This window comes from Budvicia aquatica DSM 5075 = ATCC 35567 (genome assembly GCF_000427805.1).
Classification (GTDB): Bacteria; Pseudomonadota; Gammaproteobacteria; order Enterobacterales; family Enterobacteriaceae; genus Budvicia; species Budvicia aquatica.
Genome location: NZ_ATYS01000029.1, coordinates 1 through 26,957 on the forward strand (window position 1 = coordinate 1; position 26,957 = coordinate 26,957).

A 26,957-nucleotide genomic window follows, 5' to 3' on the forward strand; every position below is an offset into this window, starting at 1 on the left:
GGCGCGACCTTCCTGATGTTTATGGAATATGCCCGTAATGCGGTGCGCATGGCGGCACTGATGAAAATTCGCAACGTGTTTGTGTATACCCATGACTCTATCGGTCTGGGAGAAGATGGCCCGACGCACCAGCCGGTTGAACAAATTGCCAGCCTGCGCCTGACGCCAAATATGAGCACATGGCGCCCGTGCGACCAGGTTGAGTCCGCGGTAGCGTGGAAGCATGCCATTGAACGCAACGACGGCCCTTGCGCCCTGATTTTCTCGCGTCAGAACCTGACCCAGCAGCCGCGTACGCCGGAGCAACTGGCCAACGTGGCCCGCGGTGGTTATATCCTGAAAGACTGCGCCGGGGTACCTGAGCTGATTCTGATTGCCACCGGCTCTGAAGTCAGCTTAGCGGTTGATGCCGCAGACAAACTGACGGCAGAAGGGCGTAAAGTGCGGGTAGTCTCTATCCCGTCAACCGAAACCTTTGACCGTCAGGACCAAAACTATCGTGAATCAGTATTGCCGTCAGGCGTTACGAAGCGCGTGGCGATTGAAGCCGGCATTGCGGACTTCTGGTTTAAGTATGTGGGTCTGAACGGCAGCATCATCGGTATGCACAGCTTTGGTGAATCTGCCCCGGCCGAGCAGCTGTTTGAAGAGTTTGGCTTTACGGTCGATAACGTACTGACCCATGCTCGTGCGTTGTTGAAGTAGCTTATTGGCGTTATTGATTAAACCATCTGGTTGAATAGGCCAGATAAACACCAAAGCCCCGGTCTGGACTAACACATCCCGATCGGGGCTTTTTAGTTATCTAACTAATATTCTCAGCGATAGATCTTCTTTGTCTGTTTCGGCGGAAATCTTTGATGCTGCAATGTATTAAAACAAAGCCCACGCCAACCATTACGCCTAATATTCCACCTAAAGCCAAAATCAGAGCGCGTTTAGGTCGGTCTTTTTTAAGATATTCTCCGGGAGAAAGCTGATAACGATATGACAATGCGCCAGCTTGCTGCTTAAGCAAAGGCTCCAGCATCTCTAATTCACGCTCTATTTCGTAATAACGAACAGGATAGATAATCGGGCTATCACTCAGACTTTGAATTTCAGCACTAAGAAAGTTTTCCCCTAACATATACTGATGAACCGTATTCGTCAGTTCGATCTTAGTACTGCCTTTTTCTGAAGTATTGGTGTAGTAATTTTTTATGCCGGCTTTCTGAGCGGTATTCAACGATCGTTCTAAATTTGCCAGTTGATTATTTCGATTAGCCTTCAGGTTAAAATCAATATCCTGTTTCTCTTTTTTTCGAGCTTGTATCATTGCAGCCAGCTTATTACGAAATTCGCTGTCATCTTGTTCTATCACTTTGTCATTAATTCTTTGAACGTAGCTCTCTAACATCGCCTGAGCAACCCGTGGATTATCAGCAGTAAGCGAAATAGCAAAATACGGAAGATTCCTTTTTTCATCCGGAGGAGAAATCGTCAGCCCCTTTTCAGCCATCTCACTGAGCCAACGTCGTTGAGATATCTCGTCCATATTCTTGGTCTGTTCGAAAAAGTAATCAGAATGCGATAAAAAGGCGAGCTTTTCATCTGGACTGGAAGCCATTGAAATAAAATCGGCAAACAGACTATTGGCGATATTTTGAACATTAGCATCGGTACCGCTGACTAAAGAAAAGGCCCGACGTAGCTCTAAATAGTCGTTTATCTGGGCTATTCTTGGCATGCAAATATAGACTTTTGCTGTCCATTGTTCTTTGGCAGTGAAAGCATAGATACCGGCAAATAATGTAGCAATCAGGCTAACTGCTAAGATAATGAGCTTCCTGCTCCACAATTTATACAGTAAATCAAACAGGTCAATTTCATCATTATTATTTCCACCGTTTACATAATAGTAACCGGTATTATTCATTATAGGATTATGGACATTTTCACTCATGACAGCACCTATTTGTACTTAAACCAATATCTGAATCTGACCACTCTTATTGAAATCAAAATGTCAATCATTTCAGATAATGCGGATATGGGAATACTTAAGCTCCTGTCAACTAAAGAATATAATTTATATTGTTATAATAAAATGAAGTCATCCTGCCAGCTCCTTAGTTACATCATTTCTGTAACATCATGTTTTTATTAATTAATGATATAAAGTGCCAATCTAAGTTCTGAGATTTAAAAATTACAAAAAAGACAATAAAAACAACACTTCATGTCATCATTTAATTTAAACACGATCAAACAATCCGAGCAATGATCATAATGTGGCAATTAATGCTATTTAACATAGGTAAAGTAGAGAGTTAATCCTAAATGATATCAATAAATAGATCGAGACTCTTTAAAATATCAATTTAACAAAATCTAAGCAATGTAATATCAATGAATCACAGGCAATAATATTTTAATATATAAAACCAAAATAGGATAACAACCTATTTTATTTAACTTAAATTAAACCTACCTCTTAATGATAAATATAAATATCGCTAAATATCATATTTGAGATCTATTATGAGAATCAAAACTAATTTGACAGTCTATTAATCTAAAAACAAACGCATTGGCTGTATGAATAGTTGCAGAAGATTGTGAGAGCTGGTTTTTCGAGCACAAAGCATTATCAGGTACAGTATATTGTAGTGATAAGCGCCTAATTAGGTTAAAAATCATAAAAAGGTAATCTTAGCGATCCCGTAAGTCATATGGGCTATCGATTCAAATTGCACCATGGACTAAATTGCTTACACAGCTATTGCTACCATAAGAAACAATCCTGCTGACGTTTATGATATATGCACGTGACGCTATCAGAGAAATTTCACCCAGCGCAAACTGACATATATAGCATTGTAATTTAGCCTAAGCCCAATTTTGCCCTTGAGTGCGATATTGGGATATAAGCATTACCAAATGAACAAGAAGAAATATCTTGGAACACGGTTAATTTACGTCATTGAGTAAAAGGTCTGGCTGAATAAACTGGATAAATATCAAAGCCCCGGCATTTCTGCCGGGGCTTTTTTAACGGTAAAATAGCGACGGATTACGCTATGACTTCTACTTCTGCCTGCGGTTTTTCCATAATAACAAACCGCTGATAGAACCAGCCCATACCGACTAAACACAGGCCTAAACCGATAAAGGAAACCGGGCGGTAGAATCCGGTCAAACCGGACATATCCCATAGGAATAGTTTAAGTATAGTGACTGCCAATAGGGCTAACGCGGCGCGGCGGAGTAGCAGGTGATTACGGGTAATGCCCAGAGTCATTAATCCTATCGCAGTTATCATCCATGCCAGTGAATAACAGTATTGTTCACCCACATAGATTTGACGTTGACTGAGTATATCTCCGTGCCACAGTTGACGGACAGTCATTGAGATAAACACCATTCCCAGCAGTGAGAATAATCCCCAGCCTAATGGCTTCAGATGCTCCGGTAACCAGTTCGGCCAGTAGCGCAGTGTAACAAATAGCATCAATACCGGTAAGGCATAGGCAACGGTGACAATATTGAGTAAAGGCAGTGCGCCGACCGACTGAGCGGTGATAGCCGGGTTAAATACCATCAGCGACCCTAGTAGCGTGAGGAATAAAGTAATGGCTCCGGCCGCTGATGCACCAACTCGGTAAACCAGCCCAAAGCGGGCGTGAAGGGATTTATATCCGTATGCCAGTGCCATAATACCAAAGGTTGAAGCATGCAGTGCCACGTCCTTCAGACTACTGAAATCGAGAGATATTTGATAACTACCGTGTAGCAGGTGGCGAAGCTCAATATTGATCCACAGGGCAAGCAGATAAATACCGTTTGCCTGCGCCCATCGGGCTGAGGCTTCATAATGTTTATTTGGTAGCAGATAGGCCGTTAGCCATAAACAAATCACCGGAATACCATAACCCAGTAGGGTCCATGGCATCCCCCATAACGTTGGTTGATAGCTTAGAACGGCCATATTAAAGGTAAGCCGAATCAGAATCAGCGCCATTAATAACTGCAGTATCTGGTTAGGAACCGGAATACGGCGACGAGAAATCCATACGGCCGAAACCAGTAGCTGTATTGCCAGTAACAGCGTTAACGTCGCCTGAGAGAAGACTTCGAACAGGCTCCAAACAATCAGTAGGTTGGCAAAAATAAAGTAGATAGCACGCAGGGTGTTATCCATTTTGCGGTGAATATCTGCCAGATAATACCAACAGGCGCCAAAAGTCAGAGCGACAGACACAATGACAGCGTGGCTAATATTCAGGTAATCCTGATACCAGCTTGCCGGCTGCCAGTAATATAGGCCAATCACTAACAGCATTGGCGCCGCGGTTGACAGCGTTGCCCATAATTCTCTTTGCAGGCCTTTTTGTCTGGCCTGATAAAAACCATATGCCGCATAAATAATTGCCAGTGAACCAAGGCAAATCAGGGCTGATAGATAATCAGCGGAAGTTAGTTCACTTAAAAATGACGGGCGTTCCATTCGAGCTGACGGCAGAGAAAGCAGTACCAGCCCGGCGACTAGGCTGCTGATAACGGACAACCAGTTTAATGACGGAATACGTTTGCCCAGCAGTAGCAGAGCGATACAGCCAATCCATAGCGTGATCCAAGTAAAGAGCCCTAACTGGCCAAATACCGGCATTAAGGCTAACAACAGAGCAGCAACGCTACCGGTCAGCATACCGTCTTGCCAGCGGATGTTAGTATATTGCGCCTTAAGATCTCGCGCTGTGGCAGATAACCGCCAGCCAAAATGAGGGAGAGCCAGAAAACCATAGGTAGTGAGCAGAATAAACAGCCCGCGAGCAATCTGATGTTCGGCCGGATTGATAAAGATAGCAACGGTCAGCCACAGGTAATTACCTGCCATGGCTCCCCACCATAACCAACGGCGATAGATCTTACTTAATAATCCAAGGGAACCTGCTGTAACTAAGAATACATAGCCTAATAATCCGCTGACGTTGCCGCTGCCGGTTGAGATAAACATCGGTACCATATAGGCGCCAAGGATGCCTAAGGCCGCCATAAATGGCCCCTGAGTCAGGGCTAAGAACATCGCGACGGCAGAGATAATCGCCAGTATGATAAACATCACAGAGAGCGAGAACATACCGTAGATATAGTTGGCCGCCAGCATGCTGGCATACAGCGAAATGACACCTGCTCCGCTTAGCGCTGCCGGAATATATTGTCCGCTGGGTAATGAAAGATGGAAGCGAGAACGGCGTAGCAGTTCACCGCCGGCAGTCATCATTACGCCGAACAATGTTGCTATACCAATACGGATTTTAGGGCCGAACAGACCATTATCATTACCAATTTTCACCAGGAAGATAACGCCCAAAGCCATAATTATGCCGCCAATCCATACCATCCAGCGGGATGCAAATTGCTGTTCAAGATACTTCCAGACGGCGACAATTCCTTGAGGTTCAGCGTTGTCGATGGCTGGCCCACTAGCAGGTTTATCCGATATCCAAGGGGACTCCGACATAGCATCGTCATGGCGTTGCTCTGCTTCAATGATGTCAGTATTTTCTGATGCCTCTGATAGCTGAATATCTGAAGTTTGTTCTTGATTCTCTATGGCTATTGATTCAAGGGCGGCCGCAACATCAGTTTCTGTCTCGGTTTCCATGACTTCGGCCAGTGGCAGTAATTGCTCATCCTGCATTTCCATAACAGGCTGTGGTAATGGTACTCCGACGGCTGCCTCAGTCGGGATTTCGCCCGTGGTGTTTTCGATGCTTTCGATCGTATTGGCTGGCGTTTCCGGTTCGGTATAACGATGGCCTAATGCTTCATGATAGTTGCGGAATGCATAAGCATAAGGGGAAGACTCTGTCGACTGCTGCCCGGTATAGGTATCAACAGCCGCAGCAAGAGGAATATCGGTTTCGGGTTGAACAGGCTCAAGAGCGTCAGTGTCGCTGAGCGATTGTTGCGGTGTGGTTACTACAGATTCCGTGGTGGTGTCCGCTGATAGATGATAAACCGATGAGGTATCAACGGATGAGGAACGTAGTGTTTTTAGTACTTCAAGCTGTTCTGCTAATAGCCCGCGAATAGCGGAGAGCTGGTTTGTTAATATAGAAGCCAGCACAACAATAGCGACAATCCCTAGTATAACAATGAGATCTTCCATTTATGTTCCCTGTTTTAAAGCACTAATCCATTGAATATAAAATAATAAATATTATAGGCTCAGGTTATAGCTAACTAATATAGAGTATTTACGCTGATAATCTGAGCGGTTAAGTGTAATTATTTGTATTTATTATAAATAGTTGTAACTAAGCGGTAAGAAAAGCTTAAGTTCTTCAAGTGATGGCTATTTATGAGCCGAGAACGCGAAGGATACAAACCGCAGGCTAGAAGCCTATCTGCTAAGTAGCCAGTTGAATTCTGTATTTTTTTAGCTTAACGACATTTTATCAGTAGTAATATTCTGAATATTTCCGTAATCTTTATCTCTGTGCTGAAGCGTTTCAGTTTCTATCCTATCGCAGCTCGCCATATCAGGCTGGCACAGGAACGAACGGGTAAAACGGGTGAATCGATAGGGATATCACAGACCGGCGGATGGATAATGATTAGAATAGACGGGTTAATCCCAACTATACTTTTCGTGTTATCATTCATCGCATAGTTTTATCCGGTATGTTAAATATTTTAAACGATGGTGTTAGTTCCGGCTGTAGACTCGCCGACACCGTGCGCAGAAAGTGATTTTTGTTAAGTAGTAGCCGCATTTTATGAGATTTAGCCGGGTTTAGCTGGAAGACGTAGGCAGTACAACTCATGTTACTAGCCTCGTGTATTACCGCTGCTCAGGTAATTTTGAGAGAATTAACAAGAGGATTCACAATGTCTGTAATTAAGATGTCTGATTTAGATTTGGCGGGTAAACGTGTTCTTATCCGTGCGGATCTTAACGTGCCAGTTAAAGATGGCAAAGTAACATCTGATGCGCGTATCCGTGCATCACTGCCAACTATCGAATTAGCCTTAAAGCAAGGCGCTCGCGTTATGGTTACTTCACACTTAGGTCGCCCGACCGAAGGTGAGTATAACGAAGAGTTCTCTTTATTACCGGTTGTTAACTATTTGAAAGATGCCATTAAGGCACCGGTTCGCTTAGCTAAAGATTATCTGGATGGCGTTGACGTTGCCGAAGGTGAATTAGTTGTTTTAGAAAACGTGCGCTTCAATAAAGGCGAGAAAAAAGACGAAGAGACGTTATCTAAGAAATATGCTGCTTTATGTGATGTGTTCGTTATGGATGCATTCGGTACTGCTCACCGCGCACAGGCTTCAACCCATGGCGTAGGTAAATTTGCTCCAATCGCTTGTGCCGGTCCGTTGCTGTCTGGCGAATTAGAAGCATTAGGTAAAGCGTTAGGTAATCCCGCTCGTCCTATGGTGGCAATCGTTGGTGGCTCTAAAGTTTCAACTAAGCTGACCGTGCTGGCATCGCTGTCTAAAATCGCTGACCAACTGGTTGTTGGTGGTGGTATCGCGAATACCTTTATTGCGGCACAGGGCCACAATGTGGGCAAATCTTTATATGAAGCTGACCTGATTGATGAAGCCAAACGATTAATGACGACCTGTCATATCCCGGTTCCTACTGATGTTCGTGTGGCAACTGAGTTTTCTGAAACTGCCGCAGCGACGATGAAGTCTGTTGCTGATATCAAAGATGATGAGCAGGTTCTGGATTTAGGTGACGCTTCTGCAGAAGAGTTGGCCGTTATTTTAAGAAACGCGAAAACTATTCTGTGGAATGGCCCGGTAGGCGTTTTTGAATTCCCTAATTTCCGTAAAGGGACCGAAGTGATTGCTCAAGCTATCGCTGATAGCGATGCATTCTCGATTGCAGGCGGTGGTGACACCTTGGCTGCTATCGATTTATTCGGTATTGCAGATAAAATTTCTTATATCTCAACCGGCGGTGGTGCATTCCTTGAGTTCGTTGAAGGGAAGAAATTACCAGCCGTTGTGATGCTCGAAGAGCGTGCTAAAGGTTAAAAGTCATAAAGACGGGAGGCTTTGCCTCCCGTTTCTTCTATGATTAATAGAATAATTACTATTCTTTTCCATCAATAGCTAATGAAAATAGGACTAGTCGCATGTCTAAAATTTTTGATTTCGTAAAACCAGGCGTTATTACTGGTGATGATGTTCAGAAAGTATTCCAGATTGCTAAAGAGAATAACTTCGCATTACCTGCGGTAAACTGCGTAGGTACTGATTCTATTAATGCTGTAATTGAAGCTGCTGCAAAAGTCCGTGCACCGGTAATTATTCAGTTCTCTAACGGCGGTGCTCAGTTTATTGCCGGTAAAGGCATGAAGCTGGAAGGGCAGGGAAGTGCCATTGTTGGTGCCATTTCTGGCGCTAAACACGTTCATTTAGTGGCTGAACACTATGGCGTGCCGGTTATTCTGCATACTGACCACTGCGCGAAGAAATTACTGCCATGGCTAGACGGCTTACTGGATGCGGGTGAAAAGCACTTTGCGGAAACCGGTAAACCACTGTTCTCTTCTCATATGATTGACCTGTCCGAAGAGTCTCTGGAAGAGAATATTGAAATTTGTAGTAAGTATCTGAAGCGTATGTCTAAAATTGGCATGACGTTAGAAATTGAACTGGGCTGTACCGGCGGTGAAGAAGATGGCGTAGACAACAGCCATCTTGATAACTCTGCGCTGTATACTCAACCAGAAGACGTTGATTATGCTTACGAAAAACTGAATGCGATCAGCCCTCGTTTCACTATCGCTGCTTCTTTCGGTAACGTTCATGGTGTGTATAAGCCTGGCAACGTTCAACTGACGCCAAAAATTCTGCATAACTCTCAGGAATTTGTGTGTAAAAAACATAACCTGCCGCATAACGCTCTGAACTTTGTGTTTCACGGTGGTTCAGGTTCAAGCGCAGAAGAGATTAAAGAAGCCGTTAGCTATGGCGTAATTAAAATGAATATCGATACCGACACCCAATGGGCGACGTGGGAAGGTGTTCTTGGCTACTACAACAAGAATAAAGATTATCTGCAGGGCCAGTTAGGTAACCCTGAAGGTGCCGATAAGCCAAACAAGAAATACTATGATCCGCGTGCATGGTTACGTGCAGCTCAGGTCACTATGATTGCTCGTTTGGAGAAAGCATTTAAAGAACTGAACTGCGAAAACGTACTGTAATTTTTTTGGTTATAGCTTCGTTTTAAATAAAAACCCCCGGCAGGAAACTGCTGGGGGTTTTACTTTCTTAACTTATGCTGACTAAGTCAGGATGAGGTAATGATTAAAATTTATCCTGCTGCAAATAGCTCCAAGCGTATTGAGCGTAAAGTTCAGCACCTTTAACCATGGCATCTTCGTCAATATTAAAGCAGCCGTGATGATGGGCCCAATCGGTCCCTTTCTCTACGTTACGCGATCCTAACAGGGCAAAGCAGCCGGGAATATTTTCAATATAGAAGCTGAAGTCTTCACCGCCGGTAGTGGGTTTTTCTGCAAACAGGCACTCATCGCCAAAGGCTGAGCGGATAACTGACTGCGCCAGCAGAGCACTGCGCTCTTCGTTAATCACCGGCAAGGTGCCGTAAATATATTCCACTTTAGCCGTTGCACCGTACATGGCGGCAGTATGCTCAGCGTAACGTTCGATAGCGGCTTTAATACGTTCACGATTTTCCACATTGAAGCAACGAACGGTGCCGTCCAGTACCGCATTCTCTGCAATGACGTTAAACCGGGTACCGATATCCATTTTGCCGATGCTGACAACGGCCGGTTCCAACGGTGAAGTTTCACGCGAAACAATTGATTGCAGATTGACAACAAATGAAGAGGCAACCACGGCGGCATCAACGCAGGCTTCTGGCATTGAACCATGACCACCGCGGCCTTTAAAGGTAACCTTGAGTAAGTCAGCGGAGGCAAAGGTTGAGCCGACGTTGCAAGACACTTTTCCCGTCGGAGACGTTGACCAGATATGCATACCAAACACATTATCTACGCCTTCAATGGCTCCTTGCTTAACCATTTCAATGGCTCCCTGAGCAATCTCTTCAGCCGGTTGGAAAATCAGGCGTACGTTGCCGCGCATTTCGGCTCTGTTCTCATACAGTGCTTTTGCTGCCGTCAGTAACATTGCGGTATGGGCATCGTGGCCGCAGGCATGCATTTTACCCGCAGTCTGAGATTTATAGCTTAGGTCTTCATTGAGTTCGAGTACCGGCAAAGCGTCCATATCGGCGCGTAAGGCAACGGTCTTGCCCGGCTTACCGCCTTTAATATCGGCAATGACACCGGTCGGTTTAGTGAGTCTAAACGGAATACCAATAGCTTCCAGAGCCTGCGCCACTTTCTGGGTTGTGCGGACTTCCTCCCACGGGAGCTCCGGGTGAGCGTGTAAATCACGGCGAAACGCAATCATCTCTTGCTGATGAGTTTTTACTGATGCCGCGATATTCTGATTAGTCATGCTGAGTTGCCTCTGTTATTTCTTTTACCGTATGAAAAATGACGTCTACGCCTTTTTGAATTTGTTCATAGTCAGTCCACTCATCTGGATGATGGCTGAGTCCGTCGCGGCTGGGCACAAACACCAGGCCGACGTCGCAGATGCCAGCAAAGATCATTGCATCATGCCCGGCCCCGCTGACCATCGTCTGGCTGCTTAGCCCTAATTGATCGCTGTGTTTTTGTAATTTCTGGTGGATTGCTGCATTGAGCGGCGTTGGCTGTACGTAAAGCGGCTGCTCTATATGGCATATGATGCCTTCAACTGAATTTTGTTGAATACATTGCTTCGTTTGTTCGATGACCTGATTGAGTTTGTCACCGCTTTTTGAGCGAATATCTACCGTAAACACCACTTTATTGGGAATAACATTGGCTCCGTTGGGGAAAACTTGAAGTTTACCGACGGTGGCTACCGTTGCTTCTCCGGCCTGACGGGCAAAATCACCAATCTGGGCAATCATTTTACTGGTGGCAACCAAAGCATCTTGGCGGCTATCCATTGGCGTAGTACCGGCGTGCCCGGCTTTTCCTGTGACAGTGACGACCAGTTGGGTAATTCCGACGATAGTATCGACCAAGCCAATGTCAGTACCAGACTGCTCTAATACCGGTCCCTGTTCTATATGGAGCTCAATAAATGCTTTAATAGACTGTGGTGTACGAATCACGCTGTTAACCGCTTCTGGGTTAAAGCCAGCTTCAGTCATACGCGTTGCCGCTGATACGCCTTGACTGTCACATAATGTATTCAGCTCATCGAGAGTGACTTTTCCTGCGATGGCGCAGGATGCAAGTAATCCGCGGCCAAAGCTGGCGCCTTCTTCTTCAACCAGTGCCACTATTTCTAGCGGGTAATGTGGCGTTAGCTTATGCTCGTGGAATAGTGTAGCAATCTCTAATCCCATCACTACGCCAGCAGGTCCGTCAAATGCGCCGCCGTTAGGAACTGAGTCAAAATGTGAACCAATCATTACGCAAGGTAAAGAGGCGTCTTTTCCGGCCAGTTTGCCAAAAATATTACCAATAGCGTCTTCTCGTACCGTCAGTCCGGCAGCCTGCATCTGTGCCTTGATATATTCACGCGCCTGCTTGCCCTGAGGGCTATAACTCATTCGCGTGGTACCTTGACCTGGGGTTGCCGTAAACGCGGCTATATGTTCGATATGCTGCTGAATTCTGTCTGTGTTTGCGTGTATCATTTTTTATCCTGCAACCGGCGTAATGTATCCCACCATAATGCCCGCCATCACTACTGACACCATGGTAACCGAAATAAATCCTCCAACAAGCATAGGCCCTAACATGTGATTAGTTAACACTTGGCGCTCTTTTTCATCTTTAGTCAGGGCCGTGATAGCCTCATTGGTAATGATGTAGTCCGCAGGGAATCCGTACAGCGCAGTCAAAGAGATAGCAAAAGCCATTTCCATACTGACACCTAATATTTTGCCGACAATCCATGAAACGATAAACATACCAATAATGGCGGTCGCAATCAGAATAACCATCGGGAATAGCAGGCGTAATAACATCTCCGGCGTAGCTTTATTCAGCGTATCAAAAATGAACAGCATCAGAACCATGACGGCAAAGCCAAAACCATTGGCTTTTTGTAACGGCTGCTTTTCCAGAAAACCGAATGAAGCGGCAATAACACCAAACAACAGACAAAGTACGAACGGACTAATGCTGACGAAAGGGGATACTGCCGATGAAGCCAAATAGGCAAGATAAGCCACCGCTGCCAGCCGGAAGAATTTAAAGTAGCTGGTGTTGTAGTGAGTAGGAATGGCGCTGAATAAACGCGGCATTTTGTCTTCAGCGACTATTGTGGTTGGCTCATGTTTATCACTGGGCGGCGCTACGCTATCGTCTTTCCACTGGCCGGCCCGATATTTCTTCAATACGCGCTTACCTTCCCGCTGTAGCATGATGGCGGTTAGCGGATAGCCGGCAAATCCTTGCATAACATAAATCAGGATAGCAAAAACGGACAGGTCTACCAGCCCGGCATCAGCCGCACCTTTCGACATGATAATCGATGAAACAATACCGCCGACCAACGGAGGAATAGTCACAATCGCCGTATTAAGGTCGAACATAATCATACATACGACAAATACTGCCGCTGTAATCCCGGCAATGCCCGCCAGAGAAATGACGATGGTTTTCCATTGATTAACTAATTCTTTGAGAGAAAGCAATGTGCCCATATTCGTAATGAGCAAATACATCATCATGACTGCAACCGGGGTGCCAATTCCGGCAACGCTGACAATATCTTTTGGAAAGAATGTCCAATACCCAATAAGAAATAATACGGCGCAAACGAAAACGGATGGGATCCACGCTTTAGTTCTAACGGAGATAGCATCTCCAATATATAAAATTGCTACAATTAATAGCAGAGCTAACATCTGTGACATTGGGTACATCCATTTTTATCTATGCCAGATTATCGATTGATTTGGTGTTTAATTCTAATGATAAGTCTGATGTTGGTTAATAGTATTTTGGTTTGCGTAAGGAATGCTAATTTAATAGAGAGTTAAACTACGTTGAATCCTTTATTGCTGTCAATAGCCGCTGTAATTTGAATCTCACTCGATGACATGAAAATAGAATAATAAATAATCAATAATAAGGATGTTATATATAGGGGTATTCAATTTTTTCTAATAATAATGCGTTGTATATGAATCGTTATTTTCTATGGTAGAAATATTTTGAATAGTTTTATCAGAGGATTATTTTGGCGAGAATTAATATTATTTCCTATAATGATGATCTTTATTAAGACAATCAGTTGTGTATTACATTTCAACTGGCGTTTTGTTTTCTATTCTCTCACCAAATAGAAGAGGATTTTTTTATGGTTAATACCAGCATTGATGAACATCTGACGCAGTTTGAAACCTGGCTGGCGGCGAACCAGACTTTTTTAATTGATTCTGCAATAAATTTAGCCTTTGCATTTGTCATCATCATCATTGGTTTTATTATTGCGCGCATTGCCGCCAAAATAGTCATTCGTCTGATGGATGCCCGGGCTATTGATTCTACCGTCAGTCAGTTTGTTTCTACATTGGCTCGCTATGCCATTATTACTTTTACTCTTATTGCTGCTCTGGGGCATATTGGCGTTCAGACCGCATCAGTGATTGCGGTATTGGGTGCTGCCGGTTTAGCCGTAGGTTTGGCATTGCAAGGATCGCTGGCTAACTTTGCTGCCGGGGTGATTTTAGTGACTTTCCGTCCGTTCCGGGTGGGGGAGTTTATTACTTTTGGCGCTGTTAGCGGTACGATTACCAGCATACATATCTTCTCAACAACCATGTCAACGGCCGACGGGAAAATGGTGGTAGTTCCTAACGGTAAGGTGATTGCCGGTGAGATTATCAACTTTTCACGTGAGCCAAATCGCCGGCTGGATATGACCGTTAGCGTTGGCTATGACTCTGATATTGACCGTGTTAAAGCGGTATTGACTGAAGTTATTGATAAAGATCCCCGTATTCTTAAAAATTTAGGCATTACGGTACGCCTGAATGAAATGGCGGCATCATCTCTGAACTTTGTGGTTCGGGTTTGGGTTAAAAATGGTGATTTTGGCGACGTCAATTTTGACCTGCTGGAGAATTTTAAGCGGGCTTTGGATGCCAACAAAATTAACTTACCCTACCCGCAAATGGATGTGCATTTGTACCGCAGTGCCGAGCCATCTTCACCATCACCTCGCTAAATAGTGATAACGAGAGACTTCTGTAATGGGAGTCTCTTGATAAAACTCTGCTTAACATTATTAGCTTAGCCTAATGACCAATAAGAATTATCCATTTCTCAGCGTTTTGAACTCACGGTAGTCTATGCGGCAATTAAACCGATAAGTTAATGAAAGTGAGGAATAAAGTGCTGCTGACGTATTTTCAGGGGATCGTGATGGGAATGGCGATGATTTTGCCAATCGGACCGCAAAATGCATTCGTATTATCGCAGGGGATCCGACGCCAGTATGCAGTGATGGTGGCCGCACTCTGTGCTATCAGTGACGCAATACTTATCTCCCTTGGCGTATTTGGTGGTGGTGCTTTACTCGCGCAGTCTCCCTTACTGCTGCAAATGGTTACATGGGGCGGCGTCGCTTTTTTAACGTGGTATGGTTGGGGAGCATTTAGAGCCGCTTTTGGCCCGGGCGACGCTCAGCTTAACCTGGATACCACAACCTCTCACAGTCGTTATCGGATTATGATTACCGTACTGGCAGTGACCTGGCTTAATCCGCATGTCTATCTCGATACCGTTGTTGTTTTAGGCAGTTTGGGAGAGCAATTTGGCGATTTACGGCTATGGTTTGCGCTGGGGGCCGTTTCTGCATCTATTATTTGGTTTTTCTCATTAGCACTGCTTTCATCATGGATGGCGCCGTGGCTACAGAAAAGCCAGGCCCAACGTGGAATTAATTTTGCCATAGGTTCAGTGATGTGGTTTATTGCTTTTCAACTGGCGAAGCACGCGTTATTTGTGCAGTAACTTCATCATTTAATAGCGCATTCGCTTTTTTATTTGGAATTTTTTTACGATTGGCGTTGTCTTAAGTGGATTGCGTAGCATTGCGCACTGTATGAGTCGATCCTAAGGGGAAGTAATGAAATTAAAAACGTTAGCCATGGCGGCAATGGTTGCTATGTTACCACTGGCGGTACAGGCAGCTGAACTGCCAGAAGGTCCGCATATTGTGACGACCGGAACCGGCTCAATTGATGTTGCTCCTGATATGGCAACGCTGTTAATTGAAGTTTCAGTCACCAACAAAGAAGCGTCAGTTGCTAAGAAGAAAAATGATGAGCGCGTTGCTAAGTATATGGATTTTCTTGAGAAGAATGGTATAGCCAAGGCTGATATTGCTGCGGCGAATATTCAAACCCGTTTGGACTACAGCTATAATAGCGGTGTCAGTAGCAGCAAAGCAGATAAAGAGTACGTTGCGATACGCCAGGTTAAGGTGACCGTTCGTGATTTAGATAAACTGAATACGTTATTAGACGGTGCACTTTCCTCCGGACTGAATGAAATCAGAGATATCACCCTTGGCGTTGCCAAAGATGAGGCATTCCGTGCCGAGGCCAGAAAGAAAGCGGTAGATAGTGCTGTGACTCAGGCTAAAGACTTAGCTAAAGATTTTGGTGTGACGTTAGGACCGGTTTTCAGTATTCGCTATCGTGCACCGAGCTCATCGCCAGCTCCGATGCTGCGTAGCTATAAGGCTGATTCAGTGTCATCAACCAGCGCTAAAGAGACTTACCAGCAGGAAAGCATCAGCTTTAACGATCAGGTTGATGTGGTATTTGATATTAAACCGTAATCCGATCTAAATCTGTCTTAATACCTGACGCCCGTAGCTTAACAGGGCGTCAGTGACTCCCCGCATAATCTTACTTTCCGGCGAGAATCGGTGCCAGTAAAGCATCCTGCGCTGACATAATCCCGGCGTTAAGTCCATTAACTCTCCGTTAGCCAGTTCTTTCTCAATTTGTAAGTGCGGAATCATACAGCAAGTGGTTCCTTGCTTAGCTAACTGCACAAAAGCCTCTGATGAACTGACTATATGGCAGGGCACGCTGCCCGGCGGTAAGTCAAAGTTTTGCTGTAAAAAGGCCTGATGCATATCGTCCAGATGGTCAAATGCCACTGCCGGTGCTTTTAATAACGCAGGGCGAGTGACGCCATGAGGAAAATAACGCGCGGCAAAATCCGGTGATGCGACAAAAATGTAGTCCAGAGCGCCGAGTTGATCGACCAGACAGCGAGGTAGGGCCTGAGGTTGGATACTCACCGCGCCAACAACTTCACCCAGGCGTAAACGTTCCTGAGTGCGAGTTTCATCTTCAACCTGTAGATTAAGACGAATCGGTGAATCTGATAGCACAGGTTTTAATGCCGGTAACAGCCAGGTTGCCAGACTATCCGCATTGACGGCCAAAGAGAGCTGTAACGGGGACTCAACGCTGCCTTCATCACTGAGCCACTCGTCTTCTAATAATTCAACCTGGTGTAACAGGGCTAGTAGTTTCTGCCCTTGCTCGGTCGGCCTTGGCGGCACTGTTCGAATTAGCAACGGCTGACCATAAAGGTACTCTAGCTGTTTAATACGTTGAGATACGGCCGATTGGGTGATGCAAAGCTTTTGTGCTGCTCGTTCAAAACCGCGCTCACGGATGACGGCATCCAGCGCCTGAAGCACGCGATAATCTGGGCGTTTCATTCCTATGTATTCTCCGTTTAGGTCCGACCGTATTTATTCTTTTACTCAGCAGTTATTTACACTATGCCATATTTTTATTGATGTCGTATCTTTCTGATCGGTTTAACTGTATCCGGTGTTGGCTTGCTCTATAATAGGCTCACTTTTGACAGCATAGGTAAATACCCCATGACTCAGGATGAACTTAAAAAGGCAGTAGGTTGGGCAGCATTAGAATATGTGCGTCCCGGCACCATAGTAGGTGTGGGTACTGGCTCAACGGCAGCCCATTTTATTGATGCCTTAGGTTCGATCAAGCACCAAATTGAAGGCGCTGTGTCCAGCTCGAATGAATCAACGGCTAAGCTTAAGCAACTCGGCATTCAAGTTTTTGACTGTAACGATGTAGATTCTCTGGATATTTACGTTGATGGTGCAGATGAAATCAACGGTCATATGCAAATGATCAAAGGCGGTGGGGCGGCGTTAACTCGCGAGAAGATTATTGCCGCTATTGCGCGTAAATTTATCTGTATTGCTGATAGCTCTAAGCAAGTTGATATTTTGGGCGCATTCCCTCTGCCGGTAGAAGTGATTCCGATGGCCCGTTCTTACGTTGCCCGGGAGCTGGTGAAGCTTGGCGGCTTACCTGAATATCGCCAGGGCGTTGTTACCGATAATGGCAATATTATTCTGGACGTGCGTAATCTGAATATTATGAATGCCATTGAGATGGAAAATAAGATTAACAATATCGCTGGTGTCGTTACCGTTGGTCTATTTGCTAACCGCGGTGCTGATGTTGCCCTGATTGGTACGCCTGACGGTGTGAAAGTCATTGAGTAACAGGTTGCAATAAGATAAGTGGTTTTAACATAGTCGATTGGTTTTTCAGCCGCTGTCGACGTGGCGGCTGGAAGGCTAACGTTATTAGCCTGTTTCTATCGTTATTTAAAATAAATTACATCTATTTAAAATATTTTTAATTTAGTGATATATGTCACATTTAGCGCGACTGCATCAGAAAGCTTCTACTCTTCTCTGGCTAAACCAGAATAAACCACCTAATTTAAAACATTCCCATATTTCTTCTGCTGATGAATAAGCAATCGGTTGTATTGCCGTAACTTCTATATTTGCTATGTTGGCTGGACAGGGTTTAAAAAATAATCATAAGGCAAGGTTCCGGAAATGGTAAAGGTATCATTAGAAAAAGAGAGAATTAAGTTTTTGCTTGTTGAAGGTGTTCATCAAAGTACGGTAGACAACCTGAAGGCTGCGGGCTATAGCAATATTGAATATCATAAAGGCGCTCTGGATGATGCAGCGCTAAAAGAAGCTATTCGTGACGCGCATTTTGTCGGGATTCGTTCCCGCACCCATTTATCTGCCGATATACTGGCTGCGGCCGAAAAGCTGGTGGCTATCGGTTGTTTCTGTATCGGTACCAATCAGGTAGACCTGCACGCAGCGGCTAAACGCGGTATTCCGGTATTTAACGCTCCCTTCTCAAATACCCGTTCAGTGGCTGAGATGGTGTTAGGTGAAATTTTACTGCTGCTGCGTCGTATTCCTGAGGCTAACGCTAAGGCTCATCGCGGTGAGTGGAGTAAAATTGCCGTCGGTTCATACGAAGCTCGGGGTAAAAATTTAGGTATTATCGGTTACGGGCATATCGGAACTCAGCTGGGTATTCTGGCCGAATCTATCGGTATGAACGTGATGTTTTATGATATCGAAAATAAGCTGCCGCTAGGTAATGCCAATCAGGTTCGTCATCTGTCTGATTTGCTCAATATGAGTGATGTCGTGACGTTACACGTACCGGAAACCGGCAGTACCAAAAACATGATGGGTCAAAAAGAGCTGGCTCTGATGAAGCCGGGAGCGATTTTGATCAATGCTTCCCGCGGGACCGTTGTTGATATCCCGGCGCTGTGCGAAGTACTGGAAAGTAATCACTTAGCCGGTGCGGCAATTGACGTGTTCCCGACTGAGCCGGCATCTAATCAGGATCCGTTTATTTCTCCGTTAAGTGCTTTTGATAACGTCTTGCTGACGCCACATATTGGCGGTTCAACCCAAGAAGCTCAGGCGAATATCGGTACTGAAGTTGCCGGTAAACTGGCTAAGTATTCTGATAACGGTTCAACGCTGTCAGCGGTTAACTTCCCGGAGGTTTCACTGCCTGCGCCGTCTGAAAATGTCAGTCGTCTGCTGCACATTCATGAAAATCGCCCGGGTGTGATGAATCAGATTAACCAGATTTTTGCCGAAGAAGGTATCAATATCGCTGCGCAGTTCCTGCAAACCAATATTGATATTGGCTATGTGGTTATTGATGTGGAAACCGATCGTGCAGATGAAGCGCTGGATCATATGAAGTCGATTCAGGGAACCATCCGCGCCAGACTATTATTCTGATCGTGTCAGATGGTGTTGTAATAAGGCGGCCTGATGGCCGCCTTAGAGTGATGACAAAGTGGTTTAATTTGATTTCAGCGCGAATTTCGTCCGCATAGTTAGCATCGGAATATTGATTTTTCCTAGCGGCCGAAGGGCGATGTTTTTGAGTACTGTGGGCTCCGGGCTTCTTTCCCTACGTTTAAGCTTTTTAAGAGCAAAACGCTGATGTCCGGGCGTTTGTCAGCAGTCTGAGGCGGCCTGATGGCCGCCTTTACTTTGACTCAATTCCGCTATGGCTTACCACTTCCAACTTTGCGACGGGGTAATGATTTCCGGCAGCGGTATATCCCAATCTTCACTCGGCAGTAAATCAACCCGTTGGCAGTCATGAGCAATGCCAATCGGGTAGGTTTGATTACGCTGCCAGTGCTCTAGGGTACGGTCATAGTAGCCGCCTCCCATACCCAACCTATGCCCTCGGGTATCAAACGCCACCATCGGCGTAATAATCACATCCAGTTCGGCGACCGGAAGCACATGACGCACATCGAGTTTAGGTTCGACTAAGCCAAACGGATGGGCGACCATGGTCGTTTGTGGCGTGTAATGCAGGAATAATAAGTTTCCACGGCTGAAAGGGTGTAATACCGGCAGGTAGACATATTTTTTTTGTTGCCAGAATGCCTCAACGATCGGACGTGTATTGATTTCTCCATCGAAGGAAATAAACAGCGAAATATGACGGGCGGCCTGAATTTTGGGGTGTTGAGTGAGCCTATTAAGAACTTGTTCTGCGGCTGATTGCTGTTGTTGTGGCGTTAGATTATGACGTAACTGGCGGATTTTTTGTCGAATTTTTTTTCGTGAAGGAATTTCAGATGTCATGTCGGGTAACCGGATATGCCATGAAAATTAGACGTTATGAAAAATAGAAGGGAGATCTCCGAGGTGCCGTCGCGGGCTGTAACCCTTGAACCCTTGGTTCAAGGTGAACGCGAATCTACTGCCATCAGGCTTCCCGGACGGACCGGGCATGCTCACAGGCGGTAGGGCTCCACATTCGTTTGGTATGAAATATCGGCTCAGGGGACTGGCCCGATAACGCACACCTCAGAGAATTTGGTTCAGAAACCGTAACCGGTACGATTTCCAGAATTCTTAAAGCTCTACAACTTACTACTTGTTGTCACTATATAACATCTTGTCAGGGATTATAGGAAAATTATTCGAACTTTGCACCCTGACGTTGTGATATCAAACTCTGTTCGACTAATGCTTGCTCAATTGTCTCTTGTAGCATACGAATTCGCTGTTCCATATTCTCAGCATAGTCGTTAGTTTTGGTTTTTTCTTGTGCCAGCTCATAACAAATATTGAGGGCGGCAATAAATACTAACTGTTCTGTATTAGTGACTCTAGTCCTAACTTTTAGATCTTGCAACCGTTCGCTTAGCTCTTCAGCGGCTTTATTTAGCGCTTCTTGCTGCTCTGGCGGACAGTTTACACGTAAAGATCTGCCGAAAATTTGTATATCTACCGGTTGTGCTGACATGTCACCTTCCTGCCGAATTCCGACTGCATTGTTACACTCACTTATGACACTCGTCATGGTAAACCCAGAGGGATCCAATCAATATGAGAGACGAGTCGATATCCTAAGTATCTTTTTCGCGCCCGTAAGTCGGATAAACCGACCTCTAAACGCGGGCATTATATCAAACTATCGGTCAACTGTTTACCGGCGCCTGTTTAATCGAACCACAGACCGCCATAATGGCTCTCAGATACCGAAAGTTAAAAATCCTGAAACTGGCTTAAGATGTGTGCCTCTTATGGCATCAGATCTGCTCTTGGTGGTAGCATAGCATGAACTTATCTTATCAACGATGGTGAATCACGCATGATGACCGAGAACGCGCTTCCTTCTTATTTATCTTTGAATACAGCGTTAAAGCAAAGCAATGTTGGCATGACTGCCGCTGAAATGCATGGATTGATTAGCGGCATGGTATGCGGCGGCAGTAATGATAGCGGCTGGATAGTTTTACTCCATGATTTAACTAATGAAGGGATTGCGTTTAGTCAGACTCTCGCCGCTCCGGTGAAGCAGTTATACGATCAGGCAAAGCAGGCGCTGGAAGACGATGGTTTCAGCTTTAAGATGCTGTTGCCTGACGATGAAGCTCCGTTATTTGAACGCGTTGATGCACTGTCCGGTTGGGTTAACCATTTCTTGCTCGGGCTTGGCGTTATGCAGCCGAAATTAGATCGGGTAAAAGATGAAGTTGGCGAAGCTATTGACGATCTGCGCAATATAGGTCAACTGGGCTATGACGAAGATGAAGATCAGGAGGAGCTAGAACAGTCTCTTGAAGAAGTCAGTGAATATGTGCGTATGGCGGCAATGCTGTGTCACAGTGAGTTTTCACCACTGAACACCGTGGTTCCTGAAAACGTTAGGCCAACGCTGCACTGATTTACCGCGTAATCTACCGATATTGCTGTTTTTGTATCACAACAATAAAAATGCCGGAAGGATGGAGTTATGATGACATTACAAGAGTATCAACGTCGCCGTCAGGCCCTGTTGGCTAAAATGGCTGCGGGCAGTGCATTAATTATCTTTGCATCGCCGGAACAAACCCGTAGTGCGGATTCAGAATATCCTTTCCGTCAGAGCAGCGATTTTTGGTATCTCACCGGATTCAACGAGCCGGAAGCGGCTCTGATACTGATTAAGAGCGATGAAACGCACAATCACAGCGTTTTATTTAACCGAGTTCGTGATTTAACCGCTGAAACATGGTTTGGTCGTCGATTAGGCCAAGATGCCGCTCCGCAGAAGTTGGGGATCGATCGGGCACTGCCTTATGACGACATTCGCCAACAGCTTCATTTGTTATTGAACGGTCTGGACGTGGTGTACCACGCTCAGGGACAATATGACTATGCTGATAGCATCGTATTTGCTGCTATGGATAAGTTGCGTAATGGCTCCCGTCAAAATTTACGGGCTCCGGTAACCATGACCGACTGGCGTCCGTGGCTGCATGAAATGCGCTTATTTAAGTCAGTAGAAGAGATAGCGGTAATGCGCAAAGCGGGCCAGATTACCGCTCAGGCCCATACAAGGGCGATGGAAAAATGTCGCCCGGGCATGTTTGAGTATCATCTGGAAGCTGAAATACATCATGAATTTACCCGCCACGGGGCGCGTTATCCGGCTTATAACACGATCGTCGGTGGCGGTGAGAACGGCTGTATTCTGCATTATACCGAGAATGAGTCAGAGCTCAGAGACGGCGACTTAGTGCTGATTGATGCCGGATGTGAATATCTGGGCTATGCGGGTGATATCACCCGTACATTCCCGGTCAACGGCAAGTTTAGTCCGGCTCAGCGTACGATTTACGACATTGTTTTAGCCTCTCAATACAAAGCTATTTCTTTACTGACTGCTGGTAACAGCATTCGCGATGCCAATGAACAGGTTATTCGGATCATGTTACATGGACTGGTTGATGCCGGCGTGCTGGAAGGGGATGTTGATCAACTTATCGCCGAGAAGGCGCATCAGCGTTTCTATATGCATGGCTTAAGCCACTGGCTGGGGCTGGATGTACATGATGTGGGTGACTATGGTTCCTCAACCAGAGATCGTAAGTTAGAGCCGGGTATGGTTTTAACCGTCGAACCGGGGTTATATATTGCCCCCGATGCTAATGTACCGGCTGAGTTCCGGGGTATTGGTATTCGTATCGAAGACGATATTTTGATTACCGAGCACGGCAGTGAGATCTTTACCGCCGATGTCATCAAAGATCCGGATGATATTGAAGCCTTGATGGCCGGGGCTCGCTAATGAATTCGGTCATTATTGTCGGCGGAGGAATGGCCGGCGCAACGCTGGCTCTGGCCTTATCGAAACTGAGCGGCGGAACCGTTAACATTGACCTGATTGAAGCTATCTCATCAGAGTCGAGCCAGCATCCGGGCTTCGACGCCCGGGCGATCGCTTTAGCTCAGGGAACCTGCCAACAGCTTGATCGAATTGGCATCTGGCCGGCGCTTGCTGACTGTGCCACAGCCATTAATACCGTTCTGGTGAGTGAACGCGGTCATACCGGCATGGTGACTCTGAAAGCATCTGATTACCAACTGCCGGCGCTAGGGCAGGTAGTTGAATTACACCATGCAGGAAGCCGCCTGTTCTCACTGCTTAAACAGGCAGCGAATGTCAGGGTTCATTGCCCTGCCAAAGTGATTGATGTTAGCCGCGATATTGACAGCGCAAGCGTCGTTTTGGACAACGGTGAACGTTTATCTGCATCTGTGCTAGTTGCTGCCGATGGTTCTTACTCTTGCGTTGCTTCTGCATTAGGAATGACGTGGACACAGGATGAATATCAGCAGATTGCTGTTATCGCTAACGTTAGCACTCAGCTACCTCACCAGGGTAAAGCCTTTGAACGTTTTACGCCAGAAGGGCCGGTTGCACTGTTGCCGATGTCTAAAGGCCGCATGTCGCTGGTATGGTGTATGAATCAGGATCGTCAAAGTGAAGCGATGGCATGGGATGAAAAAACCTTTGCCAAAGAGTTACAGCAGGTATTTGGCTGGCGTTTAGGCGCGATTGAGTCCGTCGGGGAACGACACAGTTATCCATTAGGATTGCGCACGGCCAGACAGCCTGTCAGCCACCGCCTGGCGCTGGTGGGCAACGCTTCACAAACTTTACATCCGATAGCCGGTCAGGGATTTAACCTTGGCCTGCGTGACGTTATGTCTCTGGCTGAAACCTTAGCCAGTGCGGCTAAACAACAGGAAGATTTAGGCAGCTACGCGGTATTGCACCGTTTTAGTCAACGCCGTCAGCCCGATCACAAAGCCACTATAGGCTTAACGGATGGCTTGATTCATCTGTTTGCTAATCGCTACGGTCCGTTGATTGTCGCTCGAAATCTTGGATTAATCGCCATGGACAGCTGTGAGTTACTTCGGCTGCCATTTGCACACCGAACCCTTGGTTGGGTTAAACGATAGGGTAATCGTTTATGCACTCTTATGATGTAATTATTGCCGGCGGTGGAATGGTCGGACTGGCATTAGCCTGTGGACTTCAGGGAAATGGCCTGCGTATTGCGGTGGTTGAAAATCACCAACCGGATGATGAGTTGCCTGCACATCCGAGTTTGAGGGTATCTGCCATTAATGCCGCCAGCGAGCGCTTTTTGGATTACCTCGGTGTGTGGAAAGGCATCACCGGGCTGCGTGCCAGCCCTTATTCCTCAATGGACGTTTGGGATCGCGATAGCTTTGGCAATATCGCCTTTCGCGCTGATGATTACGGTCATACTCACTTAGGCCACATTATTGAGAATGTCGTTATTCAGAAAGCCCTATGGCAAAAAGCCGCGGCCAGTCCGGATATTACCCTACTGGCTCCGGCAAAACTCAAACAGGCGGTCAGAGGTGAAAATGAAGCCTTTGTTACGCTTGATGATGACCGGATGCTGAGCGGACGTTTACTTGTCGGGGCCGATGGTGCTCATTCATGGCTACGCCATCATGCGGATATTCCGTTGACCTTCCGTGACTACGGTCACCATGCATTGGTCGCGACTATTCGTACTGACGAACCTCATAATGACTGCGCCAGACAGGTTTTCCATAGCGATGGTATTCTGGCCTTTTTACCACTTTGGCAGCCTGATTTATGTTCTATCGTTTGGTCACTTGCACCGGAAAAAGCCGAACAAATGAAATATTTGGACGAGGCTCAGTTTAATTATCAATTGGCGATCGCTTTTGACAGTCGCCTTGGCCGCTGTAACGTTGAAAGTGAGCGCGAGGTCTTTCCGCTGACTGCGCGCTATGCCCGTAGCTTTGCTGCTCATCGCTTGGCTTTGGTGGGCGATGCGGCCCACACTATCCATCCTTTAGCCGGGCAGGGCGTTAATTTAGGCTTTATGGATGCAGCCGGTTTGATTTCTGAAATTAAGCGACTACAGAAAGAGGGTAAAGACATTGGCAACTACCTTTATCTTCGCCGCTATGAGCGCAGCCGTAAACAAAGCGCAGCCATGATGCTGGCCGCCATGCAGGGCTTTAAACAGATGTTTGACGGGGATAATCCGGCGAAGAAATTGCTGCGTGATATCGGCCTTAAGCTTGCTGATACCCTGCCGGGCGTTAAGCCGCATTTGGTGCATCAGGCGATGGGGCTAGGAGATTTACCAGAGTGGCTAAGGGCGAAGGTTTAAGCCTGAACGATAAACGTTGACCGCAGCAAAGGCTGCGGTCAACGTCGACTGGTTAATAGTTTCAGTTACATATGAAATATTCTAATAACTCCCCGGTTGATTCATTAGTTTTTCTAATCCATTTTTAGTGAAAAATCCTTATTTATTAATTGCTTTACTATCATTCTCTGACCACCTTCATCTAATCAATTCAAAACCAATACCCATTTCTGTGCAGAAAAACGCAGTTTAAAAATTAAAACTGCTGCATGATAGGAATTATTCACATATTACGATAATAATTAACAATTTCGTTAACTTATGATTACATGAATCGTTGAATGTTATCGACGCCTGTCAGGCTGACATTTGCCAGAGCTGAAGATGCCTTTCACGACATTAGCGTATTTTAAGAGGAAATAATGACTAAACAGACACCTCTATACCATCGACATGTTGCCTGCGGTGCCCGAATGGTGGATTTCCACGGTTGGATGATGCCGCTCAATTACGGTTCGCAAATCGATGAACATCATGCGGTGCGCCAGCATGCCGGGATGTTCGATGTTTCTCATATGACCATTGTTGATTTGCATGGTGCCAGAACCCGCGAGTTCTTGCGCTATTTACTGGCTAACGATGTGGCTAAATTAACTCAGCCGGGCAAAGCGCTGTATAGCGCAATGCTTAATGCATCTGCCGGGGTGATTGATGACCTGATTGTCTACTTTCTGGCAGAAGACTATTTTCGCGTCATTGTTAATTCAGCGACCCGTGAAAAAGATTTAGCCTGGATCGTTGAGCATGCCAGACCTTTCTCCGTTGAACTGCATGTACGGGACGATCTTGGTTTAATAGCGGTTCAAGGGCCGGAAGCTAAAGATAAAGTTGCCGCCTTATTAGATGATAACCAGCGCAGCACGATTAGCGGTATGAAGCCATTCTTTGGCGTTCAGGCCGGCGATCTGTTTATTGCGACTACCGGTTATACCGGTGAAGCCGGCTATGAAATTATGATGTCGGCTGAACAGCTGGATGATTATTGGCAAAAACTTATGGCTCAAGGCGTTAAGCCTTGCGGATTGGGGGCGAGGGATACTCTGCGCTTGGAAGCCGGTATGAATTTATACGGTCAGGAGATGGACGAAGGCGTCTCTCCCCTGGCTGCCAATATGGAATGGACCATTGCCTGGGAGCCTGCCGATCGTCATTTTATCGGTCGTGAAAAGCTGGAAGTACAGCGCAAGTCCGGTACTGAAAAACTGGTTGGTCTGGTTATGACTGAAAAGGGCGTGCTGCGTAATGAATTACCGGTTAAGTTCAGAGATGCGGCCGGTAATAGCTATGAAGGCGTGATTACCAGCGGATCTTTTTCACCTACGCTAGGGTTTAGCATTGCGCTTGCCCGAGTACCTGCCGAAGTCGTTGATCACGCTATTGTACCTATCCGTAACCGTGAAGTTCCGGTACAGGTGGTTAAGCCCGGATTTGTACGCTTTGGTAAGTCACTGATATAGA

General features: G+C 45.9%; 21 protein-coding genes and 1 other RNA gene. 13 read left to right on the forward strand and 9 right to left on the reverse strand.

What is annotated here, in order from left to right:
* A partial coding sequence (locus YWE_RS0112575; RefSeq protein WP_029094858.1) for a transketolase-like TK C-terminal-containing protein occupies positions 1 to 705 on the forward strand: 705 nt, incomplete at its 5' end.
* Between the two features lie 100 nt (positions 706 to 805).
* Here the strand turns inward: YWE_RS0112575 and YWE_RS27215 are convergent.
* The gene (locus YWE_RS27215; protein WP_051323323.1) at positions 806 to 1,945 is read right to left on the reverse strand and encodes an LPS O-antigen chain length determinant protein WzzB; all 1,140 of its coding nucleotides are present in this window, start codon (positions 1,943 to 1,945) and stop codon (positions 806 to 808) included.
* Positions 1,946 to 3,055: 1,110 nt separating this feature from the next.
* Entirely contained in the window at positions 3,056 to 6,157 is a 3,102-nt protein-coding gene (locus tag YWE_RS27220; protein ID WP_051323324.1) for a DUF2339 domain-containing protein, read from the reverse strand.
* A 722-nt stretch (positions 6,158 to 6,879) separates the two neighbouring features.
* Here YWE_RS27220 and pgk point away from each other — a divergent pair.
* Positions 6,880 to 8,043, forward strand: a complete 1,164-nt coding sequence (gene pgk, locus YWE_RS0112590) for a phosphoglycerate kinase (RefSeq protein ID WP_029094859.1) — start codon at positions 6,880 to 6,882, stop codon at positions 8,041 to 8,043.
* 101 nt (positions 8,044 to 8,144) lie between these two features.
* Positions 8,145 to 9,221, forward strand: coding sequence for a class II fructose-bisphosphate aldolase (fbaA, locus tag YWE_RS0112595; RefSeq protein WP_029094860.1), 1,077 nt, complete (start codon positions 8,145 to 8,147; stop codon positions 9,219 to 9,221).
* 103 nt (positions 9,222 to 9,324) lie between these two features.
* Here the strand turns inward: fbaA and YWE_RS0112600 are convergent, their stop codons facing one another.
* Genes YWE_RS0112600 through YWE_RS0112610 form a run of 3 tightly spaced genes read right to left on the reverse strand, consistent with a single transcriptional unit; the run spans position 9,325 to position 12,976 of the window.
* Positions 9,325 to 10,509: an amidohydrolase gene (locus YWE_RS0112600; RefSeq protein WP_029094861.1), complete on the reverse strand. Its 1,185-nt coding sequence runs from the start codon at positions 10,507 to 10,509 to the stop codon at positions 9,325 to 9,327.
* Positions 10,502 to 11,749: a Zn-dependent hydrolase gene (locus tag YWE_RS0112605; protein ID WP_036015952.1), complete on the reverse strand. Its 1,248-nt coding sequence runs from the start codon at positions 11,747 to 11,749 to the stop codon at positions 10,502 to 10,504. The genes YWE_RS0112600 and YWE_RS0112605 overlap by 8 nt, the downstream gene beginning before the upstream one ends.
* A gap of 3 nt (positions 11,750 to 11,752) precedes the next feature.
* On the reverse strand, positions 11,753 to 12,976 hold the full coding sequence (locus tag YWE_RS0112610; RefSeq protein ID WP_029094863.1) for a hypothetical protein: 1,224 nt from the start codon (positions 12,974 to 12,976) through the stop codon (positions 11,753 to 11,755).
* A gap of 446 nt (positions 12,977 to 13,422) precedes the next feature.
* On the opposite strand from YWE_RS0112610, the gene mscS reads away from it, so the two are divergent.
* The 3 genes from mscS to YWE_RS0112625 all read left to right on the forward strand — a co-directional run bounded on the left by mscS (position 13,423) and on the right by YWE_RS0112625 (position 15,912).
* On the forward strand, positions 13,423 to 14,292 hold the full coding sequence (mscS, locus tag YWE_RS0112615; protein WP_029094864.1) for a small-conductance mechanosensitive channel MscS: 870 nt from the start codon (positions 13,423 to 13,425) through the stop codon (positions 14,290 to 14,292).
* A 167-nt stretch (positions 14,293 to 14,459) separates the two neighbouring features.
* Positions 14,460 to 15,080 (forward strand): arginine exporter ArgO, encoded by a 621-nt coding sequence (argO, locus tag YWE_RS0112620; protein WP_029094865.1) that lies wholly within the window; start codon positions 14,460 to 14,462, stop codon positions 15,078 to 15,080.
* Between the two features lie 115 nt (positions 15,081 to 15,195).
* Positions 15,196 to 15,912: an oxidative stress defense protein gene (locus YWE_RS0112625; protein WP_029094866.1), complete on the forward strand. Its 717-nt coding sequence runs from the start codon at positions 15,196 to 15,198 to the stop codon at positions 15,910 to 15,912.
* A gap of 6 nt (positions 15,913 to 15,918) precedes the next feature.
* Here the strand turns inward: YWE_RS0112625 and YWE_RS0112630 are convergent, their stop codons facing one another.
* A complete protein-coding gene (locus YWE_RS0112630) occupies positions 15,919 to 16,812 on the reverse strand; it encodes a LysR family transcriptional regulator ArgP (protein WP_029094867.1) in 894 nt (297 codons plus the stop codon).
* A 168-nt stretch (positions 16,813 to 16,980) separates the two neighbouring features.
* Here YWE_RS0112630 and rpiA point away from each other — a divergent pair, with 168 nt between their 5' ends.
* Both rpiA and serA read left to right on the forward strand, forming a co-directional pair.
* Positions 16,981 to 17,637, forward strand: coding sequence for a ribose-5-phosphate isomerase RpiA (gene rpiA / locus YWE_RS0112635; protein ID WP_029094868.1), 657 nt, complete (start codon positions 16,981 to 16,983; stop codon positions 17,635 to 17,637).
* 345 nt (positions 17,638 to 17,982) lie between these two features.
* On the forward strand, positions 17,983 to 19,215 hold the full coding sequence (gene serA / locus YWE_RS0112640) for a phosphoglycerate dehydrogenase (protein WP_029094869.1): 1,233 nt from the start codon (positions 17,983 to 17,985) through the stop codon (positions 19,213 to 19,215).
* Positions 19,216 to 19,494: 279 nt separating this feature from the next.
* On the opposite strand, the gene YWE_RS0112645 is transcribed toward serA, so the two are convergent.
* From YWE_RS0112645 to zapA, 3 genes are all read right to left on the reverse strand, one after another.
* Entirely contained in the window at positions 19,495 to 20,082 is a 588-nt protein-coding gene (locus YWE_RS0112645; protein ID WP_029094870.1) for a 5-formyltetrahydrofolate cyclo-ligase, read from the reverse strand.
* A 51-nt stretch (positions 20,083 to 20,133) separates the two neighbouring features.
* Positions 20,134 to 20,317, reverse strand: a non-coding RNA gene (ssrS, locus tag YWE_RS29605) — 6S RNA.
* Positions 20,318 to 20,419: 102 nt separating this feature from the next.
* Positions 20,420 to 20,749 carry a cell division protein ZapA gene (gene zapA / locus YWE_RS0112650; protein ID WP_029094871.1) on the reverse strand — a complete coding sequence of 110 codons (330 nt, stop codon included), beginning with the start codon at positions 20,747 to 20,749 and terminating at the stop codon, positions 20,420 to 20,422.
* A 348-nt stretch (positions 20,750 to 21,097) separates the two neighbouring features.
* On the opposite strand from zapA, the gene YWE_RS0112655 reads away from it, so the two are divergent.
* From YWE_RS0112655 to gcvT, 5 genes are all read left to right on the forward strand, one after another.
* Positions 21,098 to 21,673, forward strand: a complete 576-nt coding sequence (locus tag YWE_RS0112655) for a YecA/YgfB family protein (protein WP_029094872.1) — start codon at positions 21,098 to 21,100, stop codon at positions 21,671 to 21,673.
* 72 nt (positions 21,674 to 21,745) lie between these two features.
* Positions 21,746 to 23,059: a Xaa-Pro aminopeptidase gene (gene pepP, locus YWE_RS0112660; protein ID WP_029094873.1), complete on the forward strand. Its 1,314-nt coding sequence runs from the start codon at positions 21,746 to 21,748 to the stop codon at positions 23,057 to 23,059.
* Complete coding sequence (gene ubiH / locus YWE_RS0112665) at positions 23,059 to 24,240, forward strand: 2-octaprenyl-6-methoxyphenyl hydroxylase (protein WP_029094874.1); 1,182 nt, start codon at positions 23,059 to 23,061, stop codon at positions 24,238 to 24,240. The genes pepP and ubiH overlap by 1 nt, the downstream gene beginning before the upstream one ends.
* 11 nt (positions 24,241 to 24,251) lie before the next feature.
* A complete protein-coding gene (gene ubiI, locus YWE_RS0112670) occupies positions 24,252 to 25,460 on the forward strand; it encodes an FAD-dependent 2-octaprenylphenol hydroxylase (protein ID WP_029094875.1) in 1,209 nt (402 codons plus the stop codon).
* A 401-nt stretch (positions 25,461 to 25,861) separates the two neighbouring features.
* Positions 25,862 to 26,956: a glycine cleavage system aminomethyltransferase GcvT gene (gcvT, locus tag YWE_RS0112675; protein WP_029094876.1), complete on the forward strand. Its 1,095-nt coding sequence runs from the start codon at positions 25,862 to 25,864 to the stop codon at positions 26,954 to 26,956.
* Position 26,957 lies beyond the last annotated feature (1 nt).